Annotated in this window: 19 protein-coding genes; 16 read left to right on the plus strand and 3 right to left on the minus strand. The window is 51.5% G+C overall.

What is annotated here, in order from left to right:
- Nucleotides 1-27 precede the first annotated feature (27 nt).
- Genes HLUCCO03_RS04085 through HLUCCO03_RS04105 form a run of 5 tightly spaced genes read left to right on the plus strand, consistent with a single transcriptional unit; the run spans nucleotide 28 to nucleotide 5,111 of the window.
- Entirely contained in the window at nucleotides 28-1,164 is a 1,137-nt protein-coding gene (locus tag HLUCCO03_RS04085) for a glycosyltransferase (RefSeq protein WP_027832209.1), read from the plus strand.
- Complete coding sequence (locus HLUCCO03_RS04090) at nucleotides 1,164-2,192, plus strand: polysaccharide deacetylase family protein (RefSeq protein ID WP_051603872.1); 1,029 nt, start codon at nucleotides 1,164-1,166, stop codon at nucleotides 2,190-2,192. The genes HLUCCO03_RS04085 and HLUCCO03_RS04090 overlap by 1 nt, the downstream gene beginning before the upstream one ends.
- An 8-nt stretch (nucleotides 2,193-2,200) precedes the next feature.
- Nucleotides 2,201-3,565: an O-antigen ligase family protein gene (locus tag HLUCCO03_RS04095; protein ID WP_292016616.1), complete on the plus strand. Its 1,365-nt coding sequence runs from the start codon at nucleotides 2,201-2,203 to the stop codon at nucleotides 3,563-3,565.
- A gap of 2 nt (nucleotides 3,566-3,567) precedes the next feature.
- Entirely contained in the window at nucleotides 3,568-4,230 is a 663-nt protein-coding gene (locus HLUCCO03_RS04100) for a GNAT family N-acetyltransferase (RefSeq protein WP_155939948.1), read from the plus strand.
- A complete protein-coding gene (locus HLUCCO03_RS04105; protein ID WP_051603871.1) occupies nucleotides 4,227-5,111 on the plus strand; it encodes a polysaccharide deacetylase family protein in 885 nt (294 codons plus the stop codon). The genes HLUCCO03_RS04100 and HLUCCO03_RS04105 overlap by 4 nt, the downstream gene beginning before the upstream one ends.
- On the opposite strand, the gene HLUCCO03_RS04110 is transcribed toward HLUCCO03_RS04105, so the two are convergent.
- Complete coding sequence (locus HLUCCO03_RS04110) at nucleotides 5,103-5,894, minus strand: sulfotransferase family 2 domain-containing protein (RefSeq protein WP_027832207.1); 792 nt, start codon at nucleotides 5,892-5,894, stop codon at nucleotides 5,103-5,105. The two genes, HLUCCO03_RS04105 and HLUCCO03_RS04110, sit on opposite strands and share 9 nt — an antisense overlap.
- Before the next feature lie 249 nt (nucleotides 5,895-6,143).
- Here HLUCCO03_RS04110 and HLUCCO03_RS04115 point away from each other — a divergent pair, with 249 nt between their 5' ends.
- The 11 genes from HLUCCO03_RS04115 (at nucleotide 6,144) to xrt (ending at nucleotide 19,139) form a co-directional block, all read left to right on the plus strand.
- Nucleotides 6,144-7,262: a glycosyltransferase family 4 protein gene (locus tag HLUCCO03_RS04115; protein WP_027832206.1), complete on the plus strand. Its 1,119-nt coding sequence runs from the start codon at nucleotides 6,144-6,146 to the stop codon at nucleotides 7,260-7,262.
- A 10-nt stretch (nucleotides 7,263-7,272) separates the two neighbouring features.
- The gene (locus tag HLUCCO03_RS04120; RefSeq protein WP_081813553.1) at nucleotides 7,273-8,445 is read left to right on the plus strand and encodes a GNAT family N-acetyltransferase; all 1,173 of its coding nucleotides are present in this window, start codon (nucleotides 7,273-7,275) and stop codon (nucleotides 8,443-8,445) included.
- Between the two features lie 51 nt (nucleotides 8,446-8,496).
- Nucleotides 8,497-10,023: an oligosaccharide flippase family protein gene (locus HLUCCO03_RS04125; RefSeq protein ID WP_081813552.1), complete on the plus strand. Its 1,527-nt coding sequence runs from the start codon at nucleotides 8,497-8,499 to the stop codon at nucleotides 10,021-10,023.
- A gap of 47 nt (nucleotides 10,024-10,070) precedes the next feature.
- Nucleotides 10,071-10,280: a hypothetical protein gene (locus HLUCCO03_RS04130; protein ID WP_155939946.1), complete on the plus strand. Its 210-nt coding sequence runs from the start codon at nucleotides 10,071-10,073 to the stop codon at nucleotides 10,278-10,280.
- A 179-nt stretch (nucleotides 10,281-10,459) separates the two neighbouring features.
- Complete coding sequence (locus HLUCCO03_RS04135; RefSeq protein ID WP_051603869.1) at nucleotides 10,460-11,398, plus strand: sulfotransferase; 939 nt, start codon at nucleotides 10,460-10,462, stop codon at nucleotides 11,396-11,398.
- Between the two features lie 146 nt (nucleotides 11,399-11,544).
- On the plus strand, nucleotides 11,545-13,497 hold the full coding sequence (gene asnB, locus HLUCCO03_RS04140) for an asparagine synthase (glutamine-hydrolyzing) (RefSeq protein ID WP_027832204.1): 1,953 nt from the start codon (nucleotides 11,545-11,547) through the stop codon (nucleotides 13,495-13,497).
- A gap of 3 nt (nucleotides 13,498-13,500) precedes the next feature.
- A complete protein-coding gene (locus HLUCCO03_RS04145) occupies nucleotides 13,501-14,385 on the plus strand; it encodes a glycosyltransferase (protein WP_027832203.1) in 885 nt (294 codons plus the stop codon).
- Nucleotides 14,386-14,416: 31 nt separating this feature from the next.
- A complete protein-coding gene (locus HLUCCO03_RS04150; protein ID WP_027832202.1) occupies nucleotides 14,417-15,292 on the plus strand; it encodes a glycosyltransferase in 876 nt (291 codons plus the stop codon).
- A complete protein-coding gene (locus HLUCCO03_RS04155) occupies nucleotides 15,289-16,389 on the plus strand; it encodes a hypothetical protein (protein WP_027832201.1) in 1,101 nt (366 codons plus the stop codon). Before HLUCCO03_RS04150 ends, HLUCCO03_RS04155 begins: the two co-directional genes overlap by 4 nt.
- On the plus strand, nucleotides 16,383-17,513 hold the full coding sequence (locus HLUCCO03_RS04160; RefSeq protein ID WP_027832200.1) for a GNAT family N-acetyltransferase: 1,131 nt from the start codon (nucleotides 16,383-16,385) through the stop codon (nucleotides 17,511-17,513). The genes HLUCCO03_RS04155 and HLUCCO03_RS04160 overlap by 7 nt, the downstream gene beginning before the upstream one ends.
- A gap of 75 nt (nucleotides 17,514-17,588) precedes the next feature.
- The gene (xrt, locus tag HLUCCO03_RS04165) at nucleotides 17,589-19,139 is read left to right on the plus strand and encodes an exosortase (protein WP_027832199.1); all 1,551 of its coding nucleotides are present in this window, start codon (nucleotides 17,589-17,591) and stop codon (nucleotides 19,137-19,139) included.
- A 23-nt stretch (nucleotides 19,140-19,162) separates the two neighbouring features.
- Here the strand turns inward: xrt and HLUCCO03_RS04170 are convergent, their stop codons facing one another.
- Both HLUCCO03_RS04170 and HLUCCO03_RS04175 read right to left on the minus strand, forming a co-directional pair.
- Nucleotides 19,163-21,139, minus strand: coding sequence for a PA14 domain-containing protein (locus HLUCCO03_RS04170; protein ID WP_027832198.1), 1,977 nt, complete (start codon nucleotides 21,137-21,139; stop codon nucleotides 19,163-19,165).
- A gap of 128 nt (nucleotides 21,140-21,267) precedes the next feature.
- Nucleotides 21,268-23,970, minus strand: a complete 2,703-nt coding sequence (locus HLUCCO03_RS04175) for a tetratricopeptide repeat protein (protein WP_027832197.1) — start codon at nucleotides 23,968-23,970, stop codon at nucleotides 21,268-21,270.
- Between the last annotated feature and the right edge of the window lie 44 nt (nucleotides 23,971-24,014).

Genomic DNA, 24,014 nt, shown 5'->3' on the forward strand with positions numbered 1-24,014 from the left:
CAATAGCTATAGCAGGAAGCACAATTAATGCCACAGCAGGATGTTCCCCAGCCAATCCTTTTTGTAATTGACCATTTCCGTAATCCCAATGCCGGCACGGAAGGTCAGTTGTTCAATCTGGTCAAAGGGTTGGACAGGGCCAGATTTGAACCCATTCTTTTGGTGTTTCGTGATTCCGAGTATTTGCAGCAAAATGGCTTCCCCTGTGACTACCATGTCCTGGGGCACACAAGGTTGTTCGCTCCGGCAACCTGGGTTGCACTCTGGGCATTGGCCCGAAGGTTCGGGGCTTCTGGGGTTCGGTTGGCTCACATTTTTTTCAATGATCCTTCCGTAATCTGCCCCCCGGTGTTCCGGTTGAATGGCATAAAAACCATTATCTCCAGGCGTGATATGGGGTACTGGTACACGACGGCCTATCGTGCAATGCTGGCTGTATCGGGGCGATTCGTGTCCGCGGCTATCACCAACAGTGATGCGGTAAGGCAAGTGACCGTGAAGTCGGAACCATTCAAGCTGTCCAGGGTCCATGTTATCTATAATGGTTACGATGGGGGGGAGACAGGTTCTGACTTGCCAGATGATCTTGTGAGCCTCAGGAATAAGCATCCGAACGCTGTGTTTGCTGGGCTGGTTGCCAACATTCGTCCGATCAAGCGGATGGAAGATGCCATTAAAGCTGTTGGTCAGCTCCATGAAAGTGGCCATGATCTGCACCTGATATTGATTGGCGATGGCGACCAGGCGGATCTGCGGTTATTGGTCTCAAAGTATGGAGTCGCTGATAAGGTGCATTTCCTTGGCCCCAGAGCCGATGTGAAAGCCTGTCTCAAGGCGCTGGATATTGGTCTGTTATGTTCAGAGTCCGAGGGGTTTTCCAATGCGATTGTTGAGTACCTGCAGGCAGGTCTGCCGGTGGTTTGCAGTAATGTAGGAGGCAACCCGGAGGCGGTCGAACATGGTGAAACGGGGTACCTGTACCCCTGCGGTGATATTGCAGAGCTGACAAACCACTTGCAGGCGTTGACCAATAGTAGTGAATTACGCGAACGTATCGGCCACAATGCCATTAAGCGAGCCAGGGAGCGATTCAGTATGGAGACGATGGTGGCAAAACATCAAGATATTTATGAAGAGCTGATTGAGCCCGGGAGCGCCGGGTAATGGGACTGTTTTCCAAATCAATCCGCAAGCTCGGCCCTATGGGTGGTTACCGGTTTGCTCGCCAGATCTGCAGGAACCAGCCGAGAATACTGATGTATCACCGTTTTTCGGATCTGCCGGTCAAAGGCTGGGCAAGCCCTGAGTTTTTTGAGCAGCAGGTCAGGTATATTCGGGAGCATTACAACCCTTATTCCCTGGTCGGGCTGATGAAGTATCTGCGAGAGCATGGCCGCATGCCTTCCCACGCGGTGGTCATTACAGTGGACGATGGCTACCGGGACTTCTACGAGCACGCCTTTCCCATTCTGCAACGCCATGGCGTGCCGGCCACCCTGTTTGTGACAACCGGGTTTATAGAAAGACGACTATGGCTCTGGCCGGACAAGATCACCTGGATTCTGGATCAGATCACCCATATCGACCGGGAATTTACGATTGGTTCCCTTACCGTAAAAGTGGGGGCCCTGGATGGCGGTTTGCGGAACCAGCTTTGGAAGCAGTGGATTGCTCACGCCCTTTCTTTACCCGATGAAGACAAGCATGAGTTCATAACGGCTCTGGCCAGCGAGCTCGGGCTCAGCTTTCCAAATGAAATTCCAAAGGCCTTTGCACCGCTAAATTGGGTTGAGTTAAAGGAATTGCAGGCTGGAGGCATTGAGATTGGCGGCCATACGGTAACCCACCCTTCACTGGGGCGCGTTACTGAAGCCCGGGCAAGGGACGAGATTTTCGGCTGTCGTGATGCGCTTAATCAGCACGTTGGACAGCGGGAGCGTACCTTTTGCTATCCCAATGGCCAACCTTCGGACTTTCAGCATTTTCTGCCAGAGTTGGTGCGGGAGGCAGGTTTCCTTGGCGCCGTTACTGCATTCCCCGATTCTCAAGGAATAAATGATCCATACCTTATGAGACGGCATGCCAGCGGAGATAATATGTTTCAGTTTCATAAAGCTGTTTCGGGTTTCGAGCTTCTGGGGCATCGAGTAAAGGGCGATCGAAGGCTTGAGCCAGGTTCTTCTGCCGCATGAAACAGGGAATGATGACTTCCACTCGGCAAGCAAAGCAGGGCGTCCTTTCGAAACTGGATACAGAAATCGTAAATCAGTTCAGCTTCGTTTTGTATCTATATTTCATCCTCGACTTTTTTCTCCGTTTTTCATCCCGGATTCCAGGATATGGTGTCATCAGACCAACCTTGGTGGCCGTAGTTGTTATTAGCCTTCTATTATTTTTGCAGCGTGAAAAGCTGAGGGGCCGTTTCAACGATCCGATCTTTAAAGCACTCTTTGTTCTGTTTGGTTATATCGTCATCAGTCTGCCTCTGGTCGAGTGGCCGGGGAGTGTAATCCGCTCGAACCTCGATCCGTTCATTAAAGCCGTTGTGTTTTTGTTCTTCACAGCACTGATTGTGGATACAGAAAAGCGCCTTAAGTGGTTTATTGGCGTGTTCGTGTTCTGCCAGGTGTTCCGTGTGCTGGAACCGCTATACATGAATATTACCCAGGGTTACTGGGGAAGTTCCACGCACCTGAGTGGGGGTGATTTTGCGGATCGACTGGCAGGCGCTCCGGCCGACGTGATTAACCCCAATGAGTTGGGTTTTGTGATTGCGACCGCCATTCCATTTCTTCATTACCTGCTATGGCCGCTGGGCTGGAAATCCAAGTTAATTTACCTGGTTTTGATGCCGGCCATGCTATACGCACTGCTTCTTACCATGTCCAGAGGTGCATTTGTTGCGCTGCTGGTCGTTGCGTTTCTTGTGTTCAAGGAGTCGCGGCATAAGATGGGGCTGATTGTTATGGCCGTGGTATTGGTTATTGGCGCTCTTAATGTGATGACGCCTCTTCAGAAAGATCGATATCTTTCGCTGGTAGATAGCAACACTGCGGGGGGGGCCTCGGCCGACGGTCGTTTGAGAGGTATGGTAGGAGAATTCAAGCTTGGATTGACGCGACCCGTTGCAGGTCATGGACTTGGAACTACTCCCGAAGCAAAGTATCACAAATGGGGGTCAACAAAGGCTAGCCATAATCTCTATGCTGAGATTGTTATCGAACTGGGGTTGATTGGATTTGTCATTTTTCTCCGTTTCCTTTACCAAATTGCACGCAGACTCTCCGTTGTACGATCGCGGTTCGCGGCTCTGGACAAGAATAACCAATCCTATTATTCAAGACTGAACAAGTGCCTTATTGCGGTGTTCTGGATGTACGCAGTGTACAGCCTGAACTATTGGGGCTTGTCCCAGTACTATTGGTATCTTTTGGGGGGGCTGGTGATCGCCTTCGGGCGTTTGGTGTCGCACGAGCTTTCAGCCTCTTGCGAGCTATCTTCGTCCTCCAGACACACTGACGAGGTCCGGCCCAGCTATCCTTTGGCAAGCAGGATAAGAGGGTGAGTGTGAAGTGGCTTGAAAATGAGTTCAAAGAAATTCAATTTTTTCTGTACCGGGCACGCAATCGCTTGTTCTCCCAGCAAGACTGGGTTGTCCTGTGTAAACTGCTTGATGGGAATGAAGTCAGGACGGCTGCAGATTGCATTGACGTAAAAGAGGTGAATGAGAGTGATCTTGAGCGTGTAGCTGATGCATTACCGGATGAGCTTGCAGGCCGGCTCACTGATGAGAGGCAGTTAGCAATGGTCAGGTCTCGTTTCAAGGCTGGCGTGCCCTGTGTAATTGCATTCAATACCAAAACGTCAGAGATTCTCGGTGGTTGCTGGTGCCGCCCTCTGGCTAACGAACATGCTTTACGTTCATTGATTCCAAATTGGTCCAGCGTATTTGAGATATCAACACTTTTTGTGACCCCCGAGGCAAGGGGTAAAAGAATCGGAGCTGTGTTGATAAATAGGGCCTGTAGCCTTATGAAAGGAAAAGGGGTTCAGGGATGTGTTTCGCTGGTCTGGTATACCCGCTCCCCATCCATCAAGTCCCATCTCAAACTCGGGTTTCGGCCGGTTGGTGAAAAGGTTACAGCATCGGTTATCGGCTTCAGGAAGACCTGGTTTCGCGCTCAGTATCGTTCCAAGGCGCTCCCGCAATACGAAGGACACACTTCATGATGGTTCCTGCCTTGATGTATCACCATATCTCACCGATAAATGGACCGCATTCGGTTTCGCCGGCAGTATTCCGCGAACACCTTCAGTTATTTGCTGAGCATAATGTTCGGACGCTCTCCCTGTCTGAATTTGAAGCCTGGAGGGCAGGGGAACTAACTCTGAGTCAGCCGGCTGTGCTATTGACGTTCGATGATGCCTGGTTGGACAACTGGGTGCACGCGCTTCCTATATTGCAGGAATTTGAGTCGAAGGCCGTATTTTTCGTGGTGACATCATGGCCCGGAGATTTGGGCCCGAGGTGGGATCTTCAGGGCTCAGATAGCTGGAAGCAGCCCTCTCATGCAGCTTCAATGGCGCTTGCTGGAACACCTGAAGGTGATGAAGTGTCAATGAGATGGTCTGAGTTGTTGGCTGCCAGAGATACGGGCCTTGTGGACCTGGCCAGCCACTCCCATCGGCATGGCAACTGGTGGGAGCAGGGAGCCACTTGGGAGGAGAAACTGGCTATTTTGGAAGAGGATCTTGCCGAAACCCGGGAGGTGTTGCAGAAGAGGGCGGGCGAGTGCTCTCCAAATTTTTGCTGGCCAAAAGGGCAGTTCAGTAATGAGATGGTCCGGATTGCGAGGAGTTGCGGGTTTTCCTCGCAATTCTCAACTCTGCGTGGTGGGAATGGCATGGGTACTTCGAAGCTTGTCCGCCGTATCAATGCAGAGAACAAGCCTGCCTCCTGGCTGGAAAAGCGACTGATAACCTACCGTAATCCGGTACTGGGTAACGTCCTGGGTCTGGTTCATCAAAAACTGCATGGTGCTCGCCTGGCCAGGCGTTTTGCTTCCGCGCCGAGGAGCGAGTTCCGTTTTCCCCTCCTGGCTTCAGTTTAGACAGGCCTGTTTTGCGTGCTCGTAGATCTCCTGGTCAAACCGGCACATTTCCTCCACTTTCTTCCTTAGCTCCGGGGTCACGATTTCTGAAACCTTCTTGTCGCTGGTTGTGCGCTTGTTCTGCACGCCAAAAGAAACCCGGACCCCAAGTTCCCTGCGAACATCCGCCTCGAAGCGCTCCATGTCATCGGTAAAACCGATCACGGCGAAGTGCTTCAGGTTCGCCTTGGCCCTCTCAACCAGCCTGGCCGGTTCATCGATAACCAGCTTGGTATCGCCACAGAAGTATTCGCAGAATTTCAGGGCGTTCCGCTGGCCCAGGGGGGAGTCCAGGTAGCTTTCGAAATCCAGTTCAATCCTGGATTGGTGGTCCCGCTGGAAGTTATAGAAGTATTCAGAGATGAAACGCTCTACTGGATCCCGTAGCACGGTAATCAGCTTGTATCCCTGGAACTGGTCGTAGGCTTTGCTATTGAATGGAACGTGCCCGCCAATAAAGTAGATATCTTTCCACATCAGGTAGTGGAGCAGCTCCACCCGAAATGTACGTATGCGGTTGAAGTCTTCCAGGCGGGAAAAATCCAGGGGGCCGTGCTGGCGCTCCATTACTGCGGCTGTTCCCGGTGCAGCGATGGATTCCTCGGATAGAAAGTAGCGCAAACGCAAGGCCCGGGACACGGACGTGCCAGCGCACTTGGGCACATGGTGAAACACAACACGCTTGCCCATGATCGCCTGTTTGAAGCGGTTGCGATTGTTGTAGAGGTTCTGGATCCAGCTCATTTCATCGTCCCTGGTGCAGTTGAAAATAGTGGCGTTGTCCGGCCTGTTTCCGCTGCGGATTCTCCCATAAATGCAGAGAAACTCCTATCGTTGGGGGCGTGCTGAGGTTATTTGGGTACTGGATAGCTACGGCGTATGACATTCACGCTCACTTGCCTCATAATGCTCTGTCTGTTGGGAGTTGAGCCCGTAATACGGGTTTGCGAGTCTTGGCATTCGTTGTCGCTAAATCCAGGATGGAATTAAGCAATGCGCATTCTCATGTCTGCTCTTCAGCCCGGTGGGGGCATTCGCACCTTCTTTTGTTACATTTATAGCCAGCCTTGTTTCAGTGAATGCAGTTTCACTCTGGTCGCACCCGATAATGGCCTTTCTGATTTTCTGTCCCAATATGTTCCCGGCAACCGCATCACCGTATTACCTGCTCGGCGGGGTAGTGCTGCGTTTACCAGGCAGCTCCGGGAACTGATTGCCAGGGGTGAGTTCAACCTGGTCCATTCCCATGGCTTTTCTGCTGGTTTGTTATCTGAAATTGCTGGAACTGGCTACGATGTACCGCACCTGATGACGGCCCATGATGTTTTCCTGCCTGCCCAGTTCGCTGGGTGGAAAGGAAGGGCTAAGCAGCTGGCAATGTCGCTGCTGTTCCGACGCATGACGGCCATTCACACGGTTACCGAAGATGCGAAATCCAACTTGCTGGAGTTTTTTCCAGCAATAGATCAGAGCAGGGTGCATGGGATTCTGCATGGTGTCGATACGGAATACTTTCGGGACCGTGAGCCAAGAGCGCTCAAAGCGGAACTCGGGCTTGATGAGAAGACCCCCTTACTGGGATTTTTTGGCCGCTTTATGGGGCAGAAGGGTTTTCGTTTACTCGTGGATGCTTTTGAAGAGATACGCCAAAGTGGAGCTCTGGATCCCTTGCCCCATGTTGCCACTTTCGGTTGGGGTGGGTTTATTCGAGAGGACTATGAATATCTGACGAAAAAAGGGTTAGACAATTATTTTCATCAGTGCGATCAAACGAACGATATGGCGGCGGCGATCAAGGGCGTTGATGTGGTTGTTATGCCTTCACGCTGGGAAGCTTGCGGCTTATTGGCAATGGAAGCACTGGCTGCGGGAAAACCCATCATTGGGTCCAACTGCATCGGTTTGAGGGAAGTTCTTGAGGGAAGTCCTGCTGATATGTGCGAGGTTGGTGACTCGCAAAGCCTGAAAATGAAGCTTGTTGATTACGTTCTTGGAATAAATGAGAAGGTTCAGCAATTTCAGGATTATCAGAGCATCGCAGTAGATAGGTTTTCCATCAGTAAACCCGCCAACTCTCTGAGGCACTTATATACAGAGATGGTGAATAGGTGAGGTCTAGGTTATGAGTGGGGAAAACTCGATTGATGTTAGGCGTGCAACCATCGACGATATACCGATGCTTGAAGCATTCTACGATAAAGTATATGGGCGAAGAAAAAAATATAAGTATCCGGAACGATGGCACTGGCTGATGTCTTCAGGAGACCTGGGACATTTAACAGAGTTTCCGGTTTATATTGCGGTGAGTGATGGCCGGGTCGTCGGTCACAATGCAGCATTACGAGTTAATTGTAAATTATTTGATAGAACTGTGCCTCTGGCTTGGAGTATTGATACTTACGTTTTTAAAGAATATCGGGGAAGCGGTTTAGGAAGTCAGTTACAAAAATTAAATCGCCAGGATCACAACTTTTTTGCGAGTCTGGCAATGACACCAACAAATCAAAGGCTAAAAATTAAGCTTGGTGCCCATATTGGACCCTCCTCGAAATTATACTGTAAGATTTTTAAATTTAGAGGACAGCCTGAAATAATGAAACAGCGTTATAAAGGGTTTTCGGTCTTGGCTGTGGGGCTAGGGTTTGTTGCTTTTTCTTCCATTAGAGCAATCGGTTTAGTGAAAGAGCGTTTAACCGGTAAGGAGCATAAAACGCTTAAAACTTCAGATCCGAAGCCAGCGATTTTTGATGAGCATGATTCTGAATTATGGCGTAGATCCAGAGAGCGTTATGATTTCGCTGTTGAGAGAGACCAATCCTATCTATCCTGGAGATACACCCATGCTCCCTGGATGAATTACTATTGCATACGGGCCTATGACACTAATAATAAACTTTCAGGATTGCTTGTTTTCAGGTTGGCCGATGAGGCAATCGAAAAAAGCGCAGTTATATGTGAGCTTTTTGATAGAGAAGGCGATATTTCGGTAATAGCCAAGTTGTTAGAAGTGGTGGAGGGCTATCTGCGAAGAATTGAGGTGGTTCAAGTTCAGGTGGCATCCAGTGATAATATTTTAATTAATATTCTAGCAAAGAAAGGTTATTTACAGGTTGAGAATCGTCCGTTAGTAATTGACAGTAAGTCGGAAGATTTATCAATGGTCGATCCTGATATTTCCACGCTCTTGACTAAAGGAGATCATGATTGGGATCAATATCCAAGGTTTAGATTTTATGATGTTGTTTACCCTTTGTATCAATGGTTAAAAAGAGTGACTCAGTTGACGGGTCGGTAAGTTAGGTCAGCGCACTTCAATAATTATACACACTTCAAGTGATCTTATTTGATGCTAAAAAGGATAATTGTTAACACTAGTTCAAACATGGCCCAACTGATTGTCAGTATGGTTGTTACCTTTGTGATGGCACCTATTTACCTAAAAGCAATGGGGCACCATGACTACGGCCTGCGCGAGATGGTGCTGGCTTTGGTGGGCTATATGGGGATGCTTGACTTGGGTATGCGACCGACTGTCAGCCGATTCGCTTCTATGTACAATGCCCAGAAAGACCGTGACGCACTATTGACCGTTTACGCTTGCAGTCTTGTTTTTCTTGGAATCGTAGGTTTTTTACTTGCGAGCTTTTTCTGGATATGGGCGACGACCTATCCTGAGTGGCTTAATCCCAGTGGTGAAGAAGAGATGGCGAAGTATGTGCTTTTCTTGCTGCTTGTTGGGGTGCAATTGCTTTTTGTTTTTCCCAAATATGTCACAGAAAGTTATCTGGAGGGTCTGCAGCGCTATTACTTCAAGAATATGGTCAATATTCTCACGACCATAGCCATAGCCGTTATTAGCTATATATATATTACACCTGAGAATGGTCTTGTTTTACTTGTGGGGCTGGGAGCTGCATCCCAGGTGATCAAGCTGCTGATTTTCGGTCTAATTCTCCTTAAACCTGCTCTTGGCACTATTTACCCCAATATTCGGTACTTTTCTCGGAAGAAACTCCAAGAGATGCTCTCATTTGGGCTTAAGTCGTTTATTCAGGGCGCTGCCTACAAGGTTGAGCGGCTTTCAGACAAACTCGTAATCGGCTCCATACTTGGGCCCGCTGCGTTACCCGTATATACCATTCCCTCTACTCTGGTGGGATATATTTCAAGTGTTACGATGACGTTGACTCATGTGTTTATGCCTTTGTTTAGCGATCTCAACGCCAGAAATCAGCAAGACAAAATTAAATCAATATATATGGTTGCCAGCAAACTGGTGGTTGGGTTGGTCATTCCAATGGGGGTGGGGGTCTGCCTTATTGGAGGACCATTCATCGCCATTTGGCTTGAGGGGGAGTTTGATCCGGCGCTGGTAGATGCGATTATCGTGCTGCTTGTTGTCTACACCCTTGTGCCCAAGCTAAATCCTTTCGCAAGCCGTTATCTAACCGCTATTAACAAACACGTAATTTTTGCCAAAGTTGCGCCACCAGCCGCGCTGGGAAATTTGGGCCTTAGCATCTGGCTGGTTTTTGAATATGGCGTCATTGGTGCGGCGTTGGGTTCAGTGTTGCCAGTATTTGTCGTTATGCCGATATATCTGAAGGTCGTTGCAAATAATCTGGAGATAACAATGCTTCAGTTTGTGAAGCAAGTGATTCTGCCGGCACTTATTCCGGTGACTGTTATGGGTGTTGGCCTCGCCTTGTGGCGGGTTGAGTATGGGTTTCCGGGCTACCTTGATATTGTTTTGTCCGTTGTGGTGTCGGGCGCGGTGTATGGCCTGCTGTATTGGCTGGTGGCCCTCAAAGAGGAGGAGCGTGAATTGCTGATGCGTATTGTGCCAGCATGTTTCAGGCGGAAAGTACCATAAAGGGAGTTTTCTGAGTGTGTGGGTTTGCAGGATTTGCCGGGACGGAGTTGCCTGGTACCAGAGGCCAATGGGAAACTGTACTGGATAGCATGGGGCAGGCCATTATCCGCCGAAGCCCGGATGCGGGTGGCGTCTGGTTTGACGGGGACTTACGCCTGGGGCTGACCCACCGCAGCCTGGCCATTATTGACCTGTCCGAGCTTGGCGCTGGGCTATTAACGCTGCATCATCTTATCTACTTTTGCCGACACCTCTGAATGTCCAGTATGGTATCGGTAAACAGATGTTGCGGTCGGTGCTATATCGCCACGTGCCCCATAAACCCATCGCTATGGAGCGAGCCAGTATCCATATTCGCATTGCCAGTTGAATGTTTAGTATCTGGGAGACCAAAGTCCTGAAACATTTAGGTTGAACTTAAATAGGGAAAATCAGAATGGATATAAAGAAAAAACCTCCCATTTTCGAAATTGGTGTTGCTCGGTCAGGGACTACAATTCTGAGCTTGATGCTGGACTCCCATCCCAGAATTGCGATTCCCTACGAATCCCATTTTTTTACCGAATATTACAGGCATAGGGAATCTATCAATGATGAGTTGAATCAACCAGAACTGCGGCAAAACGTGGTTGAAAGAATCCTTAATGAGAAGTATGTGAAAGGATGGGATTACACGCCGTCCATCGAGGCCATCGATTTATCGAACTGCAGTAATTTGGCGGAAACCATTCGCGAATTATACGTCGCCTATGCCCGACACCATGGAAAGGATATCTGGGGGGATAAAACGCCAAGCTACATAACGAATATTGATGTGCTCAATAATTTATTTCCTGATGCCAAGTATATTCATCTGGTGCGGGATGGGAGAGACGTTGCACTGTCATTAATGCAGCAATGGTTCGGACCGAATGATTTTATAACTGCGCTAAATTTCTGGAAGGAGCGTATCATGGTCGGCCAGAAGATGCTGGCTATGCTACCGCCTGATCGGGTATTCCTGCTCAAGATGGAAGACCTTGCGGAGGCGCCGGAGGAGAGGCTTCATGATCTTTGTGAGTTCCTCGAGGTAGACTATGCGCCTGAGATGCTCACTGCTTTCTCACGGAAGGCGGCCAATAAGGTAGGTAATCGGATAGATAGCCACCATGCGGGGCTTTCTGGGCCCATTGATATTGGAAACGTGACAAAGTGGAAGAAAGTTCTCTCTGGGCCTGATCAGGCCATTGCTTGGGAGTATGCTGGAAGCATTCTCAATGAACTAGGCTATCCTCCCGGCACAAAGCGTCATTGGGCGAAAAATATTTTCAAGGTTAAGCATCGGCTTACTGAAGCGGTGAAAGCGAGACCAAGACGATTGTCTAGATCAACCTAAAAATAGGAATTCGATAATCCGAGGAAGCGTCGTCTGCTTTCTGGACTCAGATAACTAGTGGGGCAAAACAAAGGTCGCTGAGAGATGCTGATGCGCATTATACAGGCACCTTTCAGGCGGGGCATATGGCAAAGGGAGTTTACTGAATGTGTGGCTTCGCAGGATTTGCCGGGCCAGTGCCACCTAGTGGCAGGGAGCAATGTGAATCCATACTGGACAGCATGGGCCAGGCTATCATCTATCGTGGCCCCGATGCGGGTGGCATCTGGTTTGACGGGAACTTACGCCTGGGTCTGACCCACCGCCGCCTGTCTATTATTGACCTGTCCGAGCTTGGCGCTCAGCCCATGGCCTCCGAATCTGGCCGGTATGTTATTTCCTTTAACGGTGAGGTCTATAACTTCCGGAACCTGAAAGCGGAACTGGAAGCGGCTGGGGCCAGTTTTCGCGGCCATTCCGATACGGAGGTGATGCTTGCCGCGTTTGAGGCCTGGGGCGTTGAACAGGCGCTGACGCGGTTTAATGGCATGTTTGCCTTTGCCGTGGCAGACAGGGCGAAGCGAAAGCTTTATCTGGCTCGGGACCGCATGGGCGAGAAGCCGCTGTATTATGGCTGGCAGGGCCAAACCCTGTTGTTTGGATCAGAACTCAAGGCCCTTACGCGCCATCCGGCCTGGCAAGGGGAGATCAACCGTGGTGCATTACCGCTGTTATTGCGCCACAACCTGATTCCGGCGCCCCATTCCATCTATTCCGGCATTTATAAGCTGCTCCCGGCTTCCTTCGTAAGCTTGGACCTCGACCAGCTGGTGCCCGGAAAATTGCCCGACTCCACCCGCTATTGGCGCCTGGAAGATCAGTTTGTTGAGGGGCAGGACTGGACTTTCAACGATGCGTCCTCCCATCTGGAAGCGCTTCTTGAAGATGTGATCGGAGATCAGATGGTATCGGACGTGCCGTTGGGAGCCTTTCTGTCCGGCGGTGTGGATTCCTCCACCATTGTTGCCCTGATGCAGAAGCAGGCGAGCCAGCCCGTTCGCACCTTCAGCATTGGCTTTAATGAAGAAGGCTTTAATGAGGCGGTACACGCAGCAGCAGTGGCAAGCCACCTGGGCACCGACCATACTGAGCTTTACGTGACAGAACAGAACGCCAGGGATCTGGTTCCGCGGCTGCCGCAGATTTACGACGAACCGTTTGCCGATTCTTCCCAGTTGCCTACGTATCTGGTCAGCGAGATGACCCGCAAGCATGTGGCTGTCGCGCTTTCCGGCGATGGTGGTGACGAGCTGTTCTGTGGTTACACTCGCTACCCAGGCATGTTGCGGGCATGGCAGCGGCGTGGTTCGGTACGGTCCCGAATGAAAGCGCTTTCCGGCCGGCTTCCGCCTGGACCAACCGCCAGGGCTATTCGCGCTCTTGTTCCGTCCCAGAGAGGGCGCAGTGTGGATGCAATTAGGTTGCTCCTGGCACGGGCCCGAACCATTGCTTCTGCACAGAGTCTGTCAGAGTTCTATCGCCAATCTGTTTCTATTTGGCCAGACCCGGCTATGGCGTTGGCAGAGTCAGGGGAGGGCGATTACGGGCTGAGAGGGCCACTTCCGGATCAGGTGCCGGAGGATGACTTGAAAACGCTGATGTGGCGGGATCTCAACTGGTACCTGCCCGATGATATTCTGACCAAGGTGGATCGCGCCGCTATGGCCTGTAGCCTGGAAACCCGCATTCCCATGCTGGACCATAGGGTGGTGTCGTTTGCCATGGGGCTGCCTACATTTCTTAATATGAACGGTAAAGTAGGGAAGCAGGTGCTCCGGTCGGTGCTTTACCGCCATGTTCCCCGGGAACTGATTGATCGGCCCAAGCAGGGGTTTGCGGTTCCTGTCGCAGCCTGGTTGAGGGGATCTTTGCGGGAGTGGGCTGAAGAATTACTGGAGCCGGTGCGCCTGCGTGAACAGGGCTACTGGAAGCCCGAGATGGTTCGGCAGGTATGGAACGAACACCTTTCAGGTCGGGAGGATTATAGTTTTGAATTGTGGGGTATTTTGATGTTTCAGGCCTGGTTAAAAGATCAGGAACATGGATTGGTTCAGGAATGAAAAATGAATAAGTCGACTAGCCCCCTGGTGAGCATAATCACCCCCACCTATAACCGGGCTGACTTTATAGAACAGGCGGTCAATAGTGTTCTCGCCCAGACTTTCACGAATTTCGAGTTGCTGATTGTTGACGACGGTTCAACAGATAATACCTGGGACCTGCTCGAGCCTGCATTGGCGGATTCACGGGTCCGGTATTTCCATCAGGAAAATCAGGGCCAGAGCGTTGCCCGCAATCTTGCCCTGGTCGAGGCAAAAGGTGACTTTGTATGTTTCCTGGATTCAGACAATTACTGGCCCGCTGAGAAGCTTGAGCAGCAGGTTGAACTTTTCAGGGAGCATCCGGACTACGATGTTATCTATGGAGACATCATCGTTATCGATGAGGATGGCAAGGAAGTGACCCGAAAGAACATGAAGCGGTATTCGGGCCACATAGCCACTTATATGATTCGTGACAACTGCGTGAGCATGAATACGGCCATGGCACGACGCCGATGTTTCGACGAGCTCGGTGCGATGAGCGGTACGCGGCGGGTTGCCGATGACTATGATTTGTGGCTTCGATTTTCGGCTAGGTTTCGATTTCTCTATGTCCCGCAGTATTTCGCCTACTACCGGGTAATGGACGACCAGATTTCTTCTGACAAGACCCGACGTTTTGATTCCAACTGGCAAATCATCAATGATTTCAGGCGGGAATTTCCGGATGCCATGTCAGAGAAGGAGTTCGATTTCGGGTTTGCGGCTTTTCACAGTAGAAAGGCCCGCTACCTGGCTAGCCATGGCTCGAAGCGCGAGGCGCTGGGGGAGATGGCAAAGGCGCTTCGGCGAAGCCCGTTTCGTCGTGCCACTTGGCGCAGCCTTGCCGCCGTTGTGCTGAAATAGGTGATGCCTGGAATGGTATCAGGGGTTTGCAATGGCAACCGTTAGCGTAGTGACGCCAACCTACAACAGGGCCCGGTTTTTGCCGGATGCCGTTAACAGCGTGCTGGCCCAGACTTACCCCGACTTTGAGCTGATCATTGTGGATGATGGCTCTATGGACAATACCCGCGATGTGCTGGAGCCGTTCCTTGCTGATCGGCGAGTTCGTTATTTCTACCAGGAAAATCAGGGGCAGAGCCGCGCTCGTAATCTCGCCCTTGACCAGGCTGCGGGAGATTTTATTGCGTTTCTCGATTCTGATGACACCTGGGCTCTGGATAAACTTGAGAAGCAGTTGGCTGTACTTCACGCACATCCCGACGTTGAGATCGTCCATGGTGATGAGGCCACCATTGATGAGCATGGTACAGTTATCAGCGTTGAGAACATGAAGCGGTACTCAGGCCGGATCACGCGACAGCTTTTGGCTGACAACAGCGTGAGCATCACCACCGCGCTGGTCCGGCGGCGGTGCTTTGATGAGATGGGTGGTTTCGATACCTCGGTGGGCGTTGCCGATGATTACGAACTCTGGCTTAGGTTTTCCGCCCGTTACCGTTACCACTATGAGCCGGGTGTTGTTGCCTCGTATCGGGTGATGGCAGATCAGATTTCATCCGACAAACGCAGGCGATTTGCCGCCAATGAGCGGATTATCCGGGCGTTCCTGGCAAGCTACGGGGAAGTCCTGTCTCCGTGGGAGCGTCGCTGGGGCCTGGCCAGGTTCTTTTGCCGCAAGGCAAGGTATCTGGCCCGCGAGGGAGAACGTGGTAAGGCTGTCGGCGCTATCGCAGGTGCACTCACTAACGCGCCTTTGGATGCTGTTGTCTGGAAAGCCCTGTACCGCGTAATGGTGCCGCGCAAATGACGCAGGATGCGAAGGTAAGGTCCGTGTCGGTAAGTGGCGGTTTGCCCCGGTGTGTTCCCTGGCAGGCAAAATACCGCGAAGGTGTGCTCCAGCTTTTCGGCGATGTTCCCTACAAGGCTGAATTATGGCATTGGCAGTTCGAGTCCAATCCGTTTGGTTTGCCGTTTACGCCCGTTGTACTGGTTGATGACGACGACAGGGTAGTGGGGTTCAACGGGGTGATGGCAGTTCGCGCATCCGATCGGGGGAAAGGCCTATCGGTACTATGGAGCTGTGATTTTTACCTCGCTGAACAGTGGCGAGGCAAGGGGCTGGGCAGTGTCATCAAACATGAGTTGCATACGATGGCGCCCGTGATAATGGCCTTTGGGATCAGTGACCGGGCGTGCGAAGTACTCCGTCACCTTGGCTGGGTTCCCGATGAATCGGTAAGAAGCTACAGGATGCTGCGTCGCAGGAAGGGGCTCAGGAGCTGGTTGCTGACTTGTCTTCAGTGGTTGAACAGGTTAAGGAAGGCTTTCTCTGAGAGGCCCGACGCTGCAGGATTGCGCATCAATGTGTGCTCCCGACTCCCCGAAAAAAAGCGGGTTGATGAACTCTGGGAGCATTGCGTTCCAGAGTACGGAAGGGTTGTTCAGAGACGCTATGCCTACCTCGACTGGCGGTACCAGAAGCACCCATTGGCCAGGTACGGGTTTGTCTGCGCCTGGCAGGATGATGAACTTAAAGGAATTCTTGTTACTCGCTTCAGCCGGGGTTCGCTCCGTATTGTTGATTATTGCGGCCCCGCCCGGAATCACCCCCTCAAACGAACTCTTGTGGGTACAGCCGTCCGGCACTGGCCCCATGCAAATCAGGTGGTCTCGGTTACTTCAGACCCTGAATTGGCAGCAATTTTTCGGGCTGAGGGTTTTGTGCAACTAAGGGGGCGGCCACGTTTCTACATTTATGAACCGGCGGCGGAGAACTCCGCTGACCCGTCATCATGGTTTGTTATGGCCGGTGATTCGGATGGTGAATTCCTTCAGGCTGCGGGTGATTTCTATACCACCGAAACCATACCCGGCGTGTCAGCCGTGGAGCGCACGCCATGCTGAGTATCAAACCTGTTTCCGAGGCAAGATTTGCCGCAATGGCAGAGGAATGGCAGGCGTGTCTCGGCGCTTCTGATTCAGATCCGCTGTTCATGAGCTGGCCCTGGCTTTACAGCTGGTGGGAAACATGGTCTCAGGTTCTCGGTATGGAGTTGGTGCTTTTAGAGGTTTTTGATCAGCAGGGCGAAGTGGTTGGCATTGGCCCTTTCTGCCGCCGGGTTCTGATGACCCCAGCGGGGATTCGAGTCTCTCGTCTTTATATGCTTGGCAATGCATGGCGACTTGCCCCGACTGTGCGAACAGAGTATTGCGGGATTATTGCTCGTCGGGGTTACGAAAAACCAGTTGAAGCCGCGATTGTTTCGGCCCTGGAGCGTCTGGGGTGGGATGAGCTGATCTGTTCGGATGTGCCCGAGAACCAACTCGAGATGCTGAAGACCGGATGCTTTGCCGGGCAGGGTGGCTGCCGGGTTATTCCACGTACTGACGATGCAGGCATTCGTATTGATACGACGGGATGCTTTGATAACTGGTTGGGGGGGCTTGGAAAGAATACCCGGCTTAAAGCCTATAACCGCAGATCGTACCTGAAAAAGCAGGGTGAGCTGGCTCATCTGGACCACGATGAAGGCCGGGATGGCGATTTTTTTTCGTGTCTTAATGCTTTTCATATGAAACGTTGGGGGAAACCGGCGTTCGAGCGGGAAGCGCTCCGGTTCCATCGGCTGCTTCTGCAAAGGCTCCATCTGTGTGGCGGTACGCAGGCGATGACGGTGATTCTTTTTAACAATCGTTGTGTGTCTGTTTTGTATGATCTGGTGGTGCGGGGTTGCCGGTACAATCTTCAGGCAGGGTATGAGGAGGAATTCGACACAAAAGTGTCTCTTGGCTATCTTCACCTAGGTTTTGCGATTGAAGCGGCTTTCCGCCACCACACTACGGTTGCTTACGATTTACTGGCGGGAAACGGGAAAAAGCAGTTCTATAAATCACACTTCCACGGCGAAACGGTGCACTTCTCAACGTTTCAGGTTGTTCGCAGCCCGCTGCTTAAGGCTCTGTACCGTGTCCAGGCCGCCAGCCCCCCGCTTGTGGCAAGGGCGTTCAGCCGTAGGGTGGGTTTGTAATCCTGTCGTGGTAATAACTACTGCGTGCAGGCACAATGAGTTGAAGGTCGACTAACACGCAAGGGATGTAAACGTATGACTTTTGAAGGGATTCGTTTTCGGAATTTGATCCAGTCAGTATTTCCATTCTTTGTAGTATTCGGCGCGCTTTTCCTGCTTATCTGGCCTACTGTTGAGGGCATTGTCAGCCGTTGGTTCAAGTTTGACGAATCCTACTCCCACGGATTGTTACTTCTTCTGGTTTCCGCTGTCCTTATTGTCAGAACCGTAAAACGGGAAGCGCCGACTCCCGGATTTTATCCTTTGTGGCTGGTGCCGTTTGCCCTGGCGTTGATAGCGTATGGCCTCGGCGATATTTTGCGTGTGCAGGCACTGCAACAGTTGATGGTTATTCCCCTCTTTCTGGGCGCTCTTGCCATTCTGCTGGGTTGGGGGCAGGTGAAGGCATTTATTCTTCCAGTCGGGCTGCTCTTCTTCACGGTGCCGATATGGGATTTCCTTTCCTGGCCGCTTCAGTTGATTACGGTTGAGATCGATCAGTTGCTGTTGGGGCTTTTTGACATCGAGTTTGAAGTGGAGGGCGTGTTTGTCTATCTGATCGGTGTGGGGGCTTTTGAGGTTGCACACGGGTGCTCTGGTTTGCGGTATCTGCTGGTCGGGCAATCACTGGCCTCGCTCTATGGCGAACTGAATTTTCGGCGCTTGCAATCCCGCGTCCTATTTTTCCTCATTGCTGTGCTATTTGCGCTGATGGCCAACTGGATCCGGGTTTTCGTGATTATCTATATGGGCTATGAGACTGATATGCAGACCAGTCTGATCGAAGATCACGATAGTTTTGGCTGGTGGGTGTTTGCCGCCACTCTAGTCCCCCTGTTTTTTATCGGCCGCAAACTGGAAATGACCAAGGCGGAACAGGACACCACTCCAGAACCTGTGCGGTCTGCTTACGCAACAAAAAGCAGTCGCCATACAATATGGACGGGTGTTCTGGTCACCTCGGTTCTGCCAATTCTCCTTCTTGTAATCTTGCCGTCATCTTCGGGAGAAATAAAGCCGTCACCGGATTCGTTTGAGCTGAGTTTGAACACTGAGCGCTATGGACCATTATTCGAGAATCGGCTGAATGGCTGGAAGCCGCAAGTTCGGAATCCGGATCTTGTCTATGTACAAACAATGTATGACATAGGATCTGTTACAGGGAGTTCAGGTCCTGCCCAGAGACTGTATGTGGGTGTTTACAGTTACGAGTACCAGCGCCACAGGGCAGAACTCATTCAGTATTTTAACCGTATCTATGATGGCGATGAATGGCTGCCAGAAAGGTTTTTCGAAGTAATCTCGCCTTCTGGCGTGCGCTTGCAGGGTGTGACGCTTCGCAGCATGTCCTCGAGGGAGCATGTACATCTTGCCTATGGGTACTATGTGGCTGGTTTGTGGGAGACAGATCAGTGGCGAGCTAAATTCGCACAAATATTGAGCTTTTTCAGTCCACGCACGGACGCATCCCTGATTATTTTTGGCGCGGCATGTGACGACTGTGACGGTGAGTCCGCAGTGCAAGAGTTGGTTAGCGATGTGATGCCACCGATTGTTAGTCAGGTCGATGGGCATTTTCAGGAGTAACGTCTTATTGCGCTGGGCTCGGATTACTCGCTTATTTCGTGAGAAACGATTTCTGATGGTGGGCTTCCCAGGCCGTTCGTATCAACTACTCTAATTGTAAAATACCAGGTGCCGGGCGAGAGGTTGTTGAACTCGTAGGATGTTTCCGCACCATCAATAGGCTGGTTTTCAGTCAGGTTCTCAGAATTCTGACCGTATTGAATTTCGTAGTAGTCTATTTCACTTAGGGAGATTGATGTCCCGTCCATACGTGTACCGGGTGGGGTCCAGGAAAGAATAACCACGCCTCCTGCGGGCGCTTCTGGTTGGCTGGTTTCGGGGTCGGTAGTTTCTGGGCTTCCACTGGCGGTGATCGCCGGCTCCAGTGTCCACGGGTTAAGGTTATTGTTGTAGGCTTCCCGATTTGAAACGCCATCACTATTAACTATCTCCAATGCGTCGTTTCGCCAAGGATTCAGACCATGCCTTAGCTCCCAGGTATCTGGTATGCCGTCTCCATCTGAATCCTTTGAATGGCTGTCATTCAGGTTGGGAGCCAGCATCGTGTTTTCAACCGAAACAGTGTCTCCGTTCGAGAGGTCGGTAATCGAGAATTCTGCAATGGCAGCGCCCCGGCTCTCGAAGAATTCCACGGTCACACCTACCGTTTCCCCTGGTTGCATTGTTGCAGTATGGTTGAAAGCCTTTAATGAATGAGCGCTCCAATCATCGATGACCATTTTATCGTCGAGGTAAAGACGATTCCCATCATCTGTTTTAACGGTAAAGCGATAATCCCGCCCGCCATTCGTATGAGGGGCTGTGAACTCTCCACTCCAGCGCACACTGAACTCATCCTCGGGTATTCCAGGGAAAGGCTTGCCTCTGCCCCAGTTAAAGTCGATAAAGGAATCGTGGCGAGCGTTTACAAACTCATCGAAATTCGTGCCGGTAAAATACTGGCCTACGAATCCGGTAGAATAGACGGGTTCGGTCTCAGGCATATCACTCGAATCGTTCATCCCGGTGCCGGCAGAATACTCTTCCAGATTGGTGAAGCCGTCGCCGTCCAGATCACCCAAGGCATCATCAGGATCTATGGGGTCAAGGCCAGCAGCGTATTCCATACCGTCGGGGATGCCGTCTCCATCTGTGTCCGGATTGTTTTCTGCGGTTCCGATCAGGAATTCATCCGCTGCTACAATGAGGTCATTGTCAGGGTCTGACAAGGCATCGTCAGGGTTTGTCGGATCCAGGCCATGGACCACTTCCCAATTGTCATAGATGCCGTCCCGGTCTTCATCGAGAGGAGGGAATTCCGGATTAAAGGCGAGCGCCTCGGTGCCGTCCAGAAAGCCGACGCGGTATCCGAGGGAGTAGGCTTCTGCAGTTGCCAACTCATCGCTTGATGACGGCTTTCCCAGAGAGTAAATATGGTCACTGCCAATGACTTGTTGGCTGATTCCAGGCCCTTGCCAAGCCACACTGAAGTGATCGTCTCCCAGTCCTTCTTTGAACCGAACTTCAAAGTAATAACGGTTACCTCCGGAAAGGGATTGGATGGGAGAGGTTTGGGAACTGTATTTGTTATATCTGTTGCGGGTGGTGTATCCGGTAACGGACGCGATCAATGAAAGATTGTCATCCGTACTGTCAGTTGAGAGCCATAGCTGGGTTTGATCGTCGCCACTGACAAAGAAAGTGTAATCGCCACTGACCGGGGGCACTATGAACCCTCGTGCCAGCGCTCCGTACTTATCCCCCCTGTTTTCGACCATCTCCAGAGAAGTCATTTCGATAACTTCATCGGGATTGTCAGGGTATTTTGGGCTTTCAAGAAGCTCTTTAATCCTCGAACCTGGTATGTCCTCGAATAATCTCAGCTCCACTCTTCCCCGTGTGCTGGTGTCGGGTAAAGACGCAGTAGGCGGCAAAGATTCAACGTCGCCAATCTGCCAGCTTTGGCAGCCACTGACTACAATCACGAAACCCGCAAGTCCCAACAGTCTTGCCTTTGCCATGCCACACCTTCCCTGCGCAACATTACGATGTCTGAAGTATTGTTGCGAAGCATGGCAGGCGCCACCAAACCCTTGGAACGTTTTGGTATGGCGCAGATGTAGTTATGCCCTTTCTTTCTTTTTCGTCCTTAACCCTGATTACTAAATTTTTCCAGCACTCGTTTTGCGTCAGATTCGCGGCCCGCGGCACGATATGCTTCTGCCAGATGCATCGCAATTTCCTCTGAATCGGGCTGCAATTCGTGAGCTTTTTCCAGTACTGGCAGGCTGTCTTCTGTTTCCCCGGCCTTGAACAGAATCCAGCCATACGTATCGGCGACGGCGGCGTTGTCGGAGCTGAGTTCAAAGGCTTTTCTTGCCAGTTCCATTGCACGATCGTCCCCTTTTTCGTGGTAGATCCATGCTAGATTGTTCAGGGCTACAACATTCCGGGGTGTAATCTCCAGTAGCTCTTCGTATGGTGAAATTGCCTTTTCGGGTGCTTCGTCTTCCTGGTGCAGCATGGCCAGGTTCATCAGAATCTGAGGGTTGCGTGGAAACTTCTTGCGGGCATTCTCAAGTGATTCTATCGCTTTACTGCGGCTGCCCGACCGGGCAAGTGCCCGGGCATGGGCAACTTCGAGTTCTGCTGTCTCTTCCTTATCGAGTGCAAGCTGATACAACTCTGCAGCTTCCTTGTGTTCTTCCTGTCTTTCGAAATAGCGGGCTTCGACACGGAAGGGGGCTGCAGATTCGGGATGTTGTTGTTTGACGTCTCTCAGGATCTCCCGGGCCTCGTTGGTGTTACCTTGGGTGAACTGAATGGCAGCGGCCTGAATGCCGATTTCTTCATTATCCGGGAAGAGAATGCGCCCCCTGCGCAACACATCGGATGCCTGCTCTGTTTTTTCTCTTTCGGCCAACTGAGTGGCGATACCATGATATATCGAGGCTACCAGCGACTCAGCCGGGGCAGGGTCGGATTCGCCTTCACGTTCCAGCAAGCTCGCTGTCAGTTCATCCGCCTGTTCGGTATCGTTGTTGATCAGCGTCGATTCCAGCAATACCAGCCTGGGGCCATATGCCTCGGGGTTTTGTTCCCTGATCCGCTCCATCAGTGTTGTCAGCTCTTTTCGCTCCATTACGGAGGAGAGACCCCGAAGAGCCTGCCGGTTATCCGGCGACATTTCAATGGCTCGGCGATAGTAGTCTCTTGCCTCGTCTCTTTCATTACGTATTCGTGCCAGATCGCCAAGGGCATTTAGCCCGGCTGGATTCTCTTTGTCCGCTTCGACAGCTCTCTGATAGAACTCTTTAGCCTGTTCAATATTATCGGCGTTGGCGGCAACATTGCCGCGAGTAACCAGTGCAGCCACATTGTCTGGTTGTTCTTCAACCCAGTCGGAAGCGGCGTTGATGGCTTCATCGTTATTTTTTGCGGATACATGGGCCTGGACGACCAGCATTCGTGCCTGCTCTGATTCCGGATCGCTCTCCAGTACCTGATTGGCCTGTTTGATGGCCTTGTCAGTTTTACCTGATCGTATCAGATAAGTCGCATACCTCAGCCGTAGGTTGGTGTTATCTGGGGCCAGTTCGAGGGACTTCTCGATGAATTGTTCACCGCTTTCGGTATCCCCGCTAACCAGTGAGGCGATACCGACGAGTGCCAGAGTTTCCGGGTCTGAATCCTGGTTTTCCATGTTGGCAAGTATGTCTCGCGCGCCTTCCGGGTCGCGCATCTGCAAGCGGGTGGCTGCAAGGAGCTTTCTGGCCTGTTCGGAATCACCCATGTCCGCAACCGGCGCTAGCAGGTCTTCTGCTTCCTCGGCACGTCCCTGGCGAAATCGGACCAGACCAAGCATGAGTGATGCCTGTTCGTGCTCAGGAACCTGAGCAAGAACTTCCTCAAGGTAACGGCCCGCGTCATTAAGTTCGCCGCTGTTAAATGCTTCCTGTGCTGCTTCAAGGTTACTCTTGATAGTGCCCGGCGCTGATTTGGCCAGAATCTCCTCGTAAACGAAGGCTTCAGAGGATTTACCCTGTTCGCGCAGAACATCGATGAGCGCAGACATGGTTTCATACTTCTTGTAGGTCATTACATCAATCTGGCCAATCGTTTCCAATGCATTTATGTACGCCTGTTCAGCTTCTGGCCAGTCTTCTTCTGAATGTGCAATCTCGGCTTTCCAGAGCCAGAGTTCAACATGCTCCGGGTCGAGTTCCTCCGCCTGGGCAATGTAGTCATCGGCCTTATCACGGTCACCCTGGGTGAAGGCTACTTTGGAAAGTCCGATCAATGGCCGGGCCGCGCTGCCATCAGTTTCCCGGGCAGCGGAATACGCTTCTTCTGCCTCGTTTGGTCGGCCGGCTGCGAGATGGATTTCTCCCCTAAGCAGCGAACTTTTCAGTTGTTGAGTACGGTCTGGATCTTTGAGCTCATTCAGAGCCGCCAATGCATCTTCATACTCTTGTTTGATCAGCCTGGCTTCGGCTCGGATAAGTGAAGCATCATTCAGGTTCTGCTGATCAATTGCCTTCTCCCCAACGTTATCGACCAGTTGGTCGAGTTGTCGCTCAGCATTGCGGGCGTCCCCTGCGGTTACCAGGTTGTTGATTATCACCAGGTACGGCTCTATCTGATCCGGCTGTATCTCGATCGCACTGCGTGCCTCCAACGTGCTAGCCTTCAGCTCCCCCTGGCGCTGGAAGAAGCGCGACTGGTCCATATGGCTGAGGTACTCGATATCCTCCTGGCTCATTTCTTCATCGTTGTCACCGCCACAGCCGGCGAGGGCCAGCGAGATGGCAACTGAAAGAAGGGTGGCACGTACTGCTGAAGCTGGTTTCATGGCCCTGTTCCTTTCCTTTCCAGGTATTGTTTTGGATTCCCTGC

It is taken from the genome of Marinobacter sp. HL-58, from assembly GCF_001314605.1.
Taxonomy (GTDB): domain Bacteria; phylum Pseudomonadota; class Gammaproteobacteria; order Pseudomonadales; family Oleiphilaceae; genus Marinobacter.

Bases quoted from the DNA above. Each gene is read 5' to 3' on its own strand.
- HLUCCO03_RS04125 (WP_081813552.1), top strand. From the start codon at position 8,497: ATGCTAAAAAGGATAATTGTTAACACTAGTTCAAACATGGCCCAACTG.
- HLUCCO03_RS04170 (WP_027832198.1), bottom strand. From the start codon at position 21,139: ATGGCAAAGGCAAGACTGTTGGGACTTGCGGGTTTCGTGATTGTAGTC.
- HLUCCO03_RS04150 (WP_027832202.1), top strand. From the start codon at position 14,417: ATGGCAACCGTTAGCGTAGTGACGCCAACCTACAACAGGGCCCGGTTT.
- HLUCCO03_RS04155 (WP_027832201.1), top strand. From the start codon at position 15,289: ATGACGCAGGATGCGAAGGTAAGGTCCGTGTCGGTAAGTGGCGGTTTG.
- HLUCCO03_RS04145 (WP_027832203.1), top strand. From the start codon at position 13,501: ATGAATAAGTCGACTAGCCCCCTGGTGAGCATAATCACCCCCACCTAT.
- HLUCCO03_RS04160 (WP_027832200.1), top strand. From the start codon at position 16,383: ATGCTGAGTATCAAACCTGTTTCCGAGGCAAGATTTGCCGCAATGGCA.
- HLUCCO03_RS04175 (WP_027832197.1), bottom strand. From the start codon at position 23,970: ATGAAACCAGCTTCAGCAGTACGTGCCACCCTTCTTTCAGTTGCCATC.
- HLUCCO03_RS04110 (WP_027832207.1), bottom strand. From the start codon at position 5,894: ATGAGCTGGATCCAGAACCTCTACAACAATCGCAACCGCTTCAAACAG.
- asnB (WP_027832204.1), top strand. From the start codon at position 11,545: ATGTGTGGCTTCGCAGGATTTGCCGGGCCAGTGCCACCTAGTGGCAGG.
- HLUCCO03_RS04105 (WP_051603871.1), top strand. From the start codon at position 4,227: ATGATGGTTCCTGCCTTGATGTATCACCATATCTCACCGATAAATGGA.
- xrt (WP_027832199.1), top strand. From the start codon at position 17,589: ATGACTTTTGAAGGGATTCGTTTTCGGAATTTGATCCAGTCAGTATTT.
- HLUCCO03_RS04120 (WP_081813553.1), top strand. From the start codon at position 7,273: ATGAGTGGGGAAAACTCGATTGATGTTAGGCGTGCAACCATCGACGAT.
- HLUCCO03_RS04095 (WP_292016616.1), top strand. From the start codon at position 2,201: ATGATGACTTCCACTCGGCAAGCAAAGCAGGGCGTCCTTTCGAAACTG.
- HLUCCO03_RS04135 (WP_051603869.1), top strand. From the start codon at position 10,460: ATGGATATAAAGAAAAAACCTCCCATTTTCGAAATTGGTGTTGCTCGG.
- HLUCCO03_RS04115 (WP_027832206.1), top strand. From the start codon at position 6,144: ATGCGCATTCTCATGTCTGCTCTTCAGCCCGGTGGGGGCATTCGCACC.
- HLUCCO03_RS04085 (WP_027832209.1), top strand. From the start codon at position 28: ATGCCACAGCAGGATGTTCCCCAGCCAATCCTTTTTGTAATTGACCAT.
- HLUCCO03_RS04090 (WP_051603872.1), top strand. From the start codon at position 1,164: ATGGGACTGTTTTCCAAATCAATCCGCAAGCTCGGCCCTATGGGTGGT.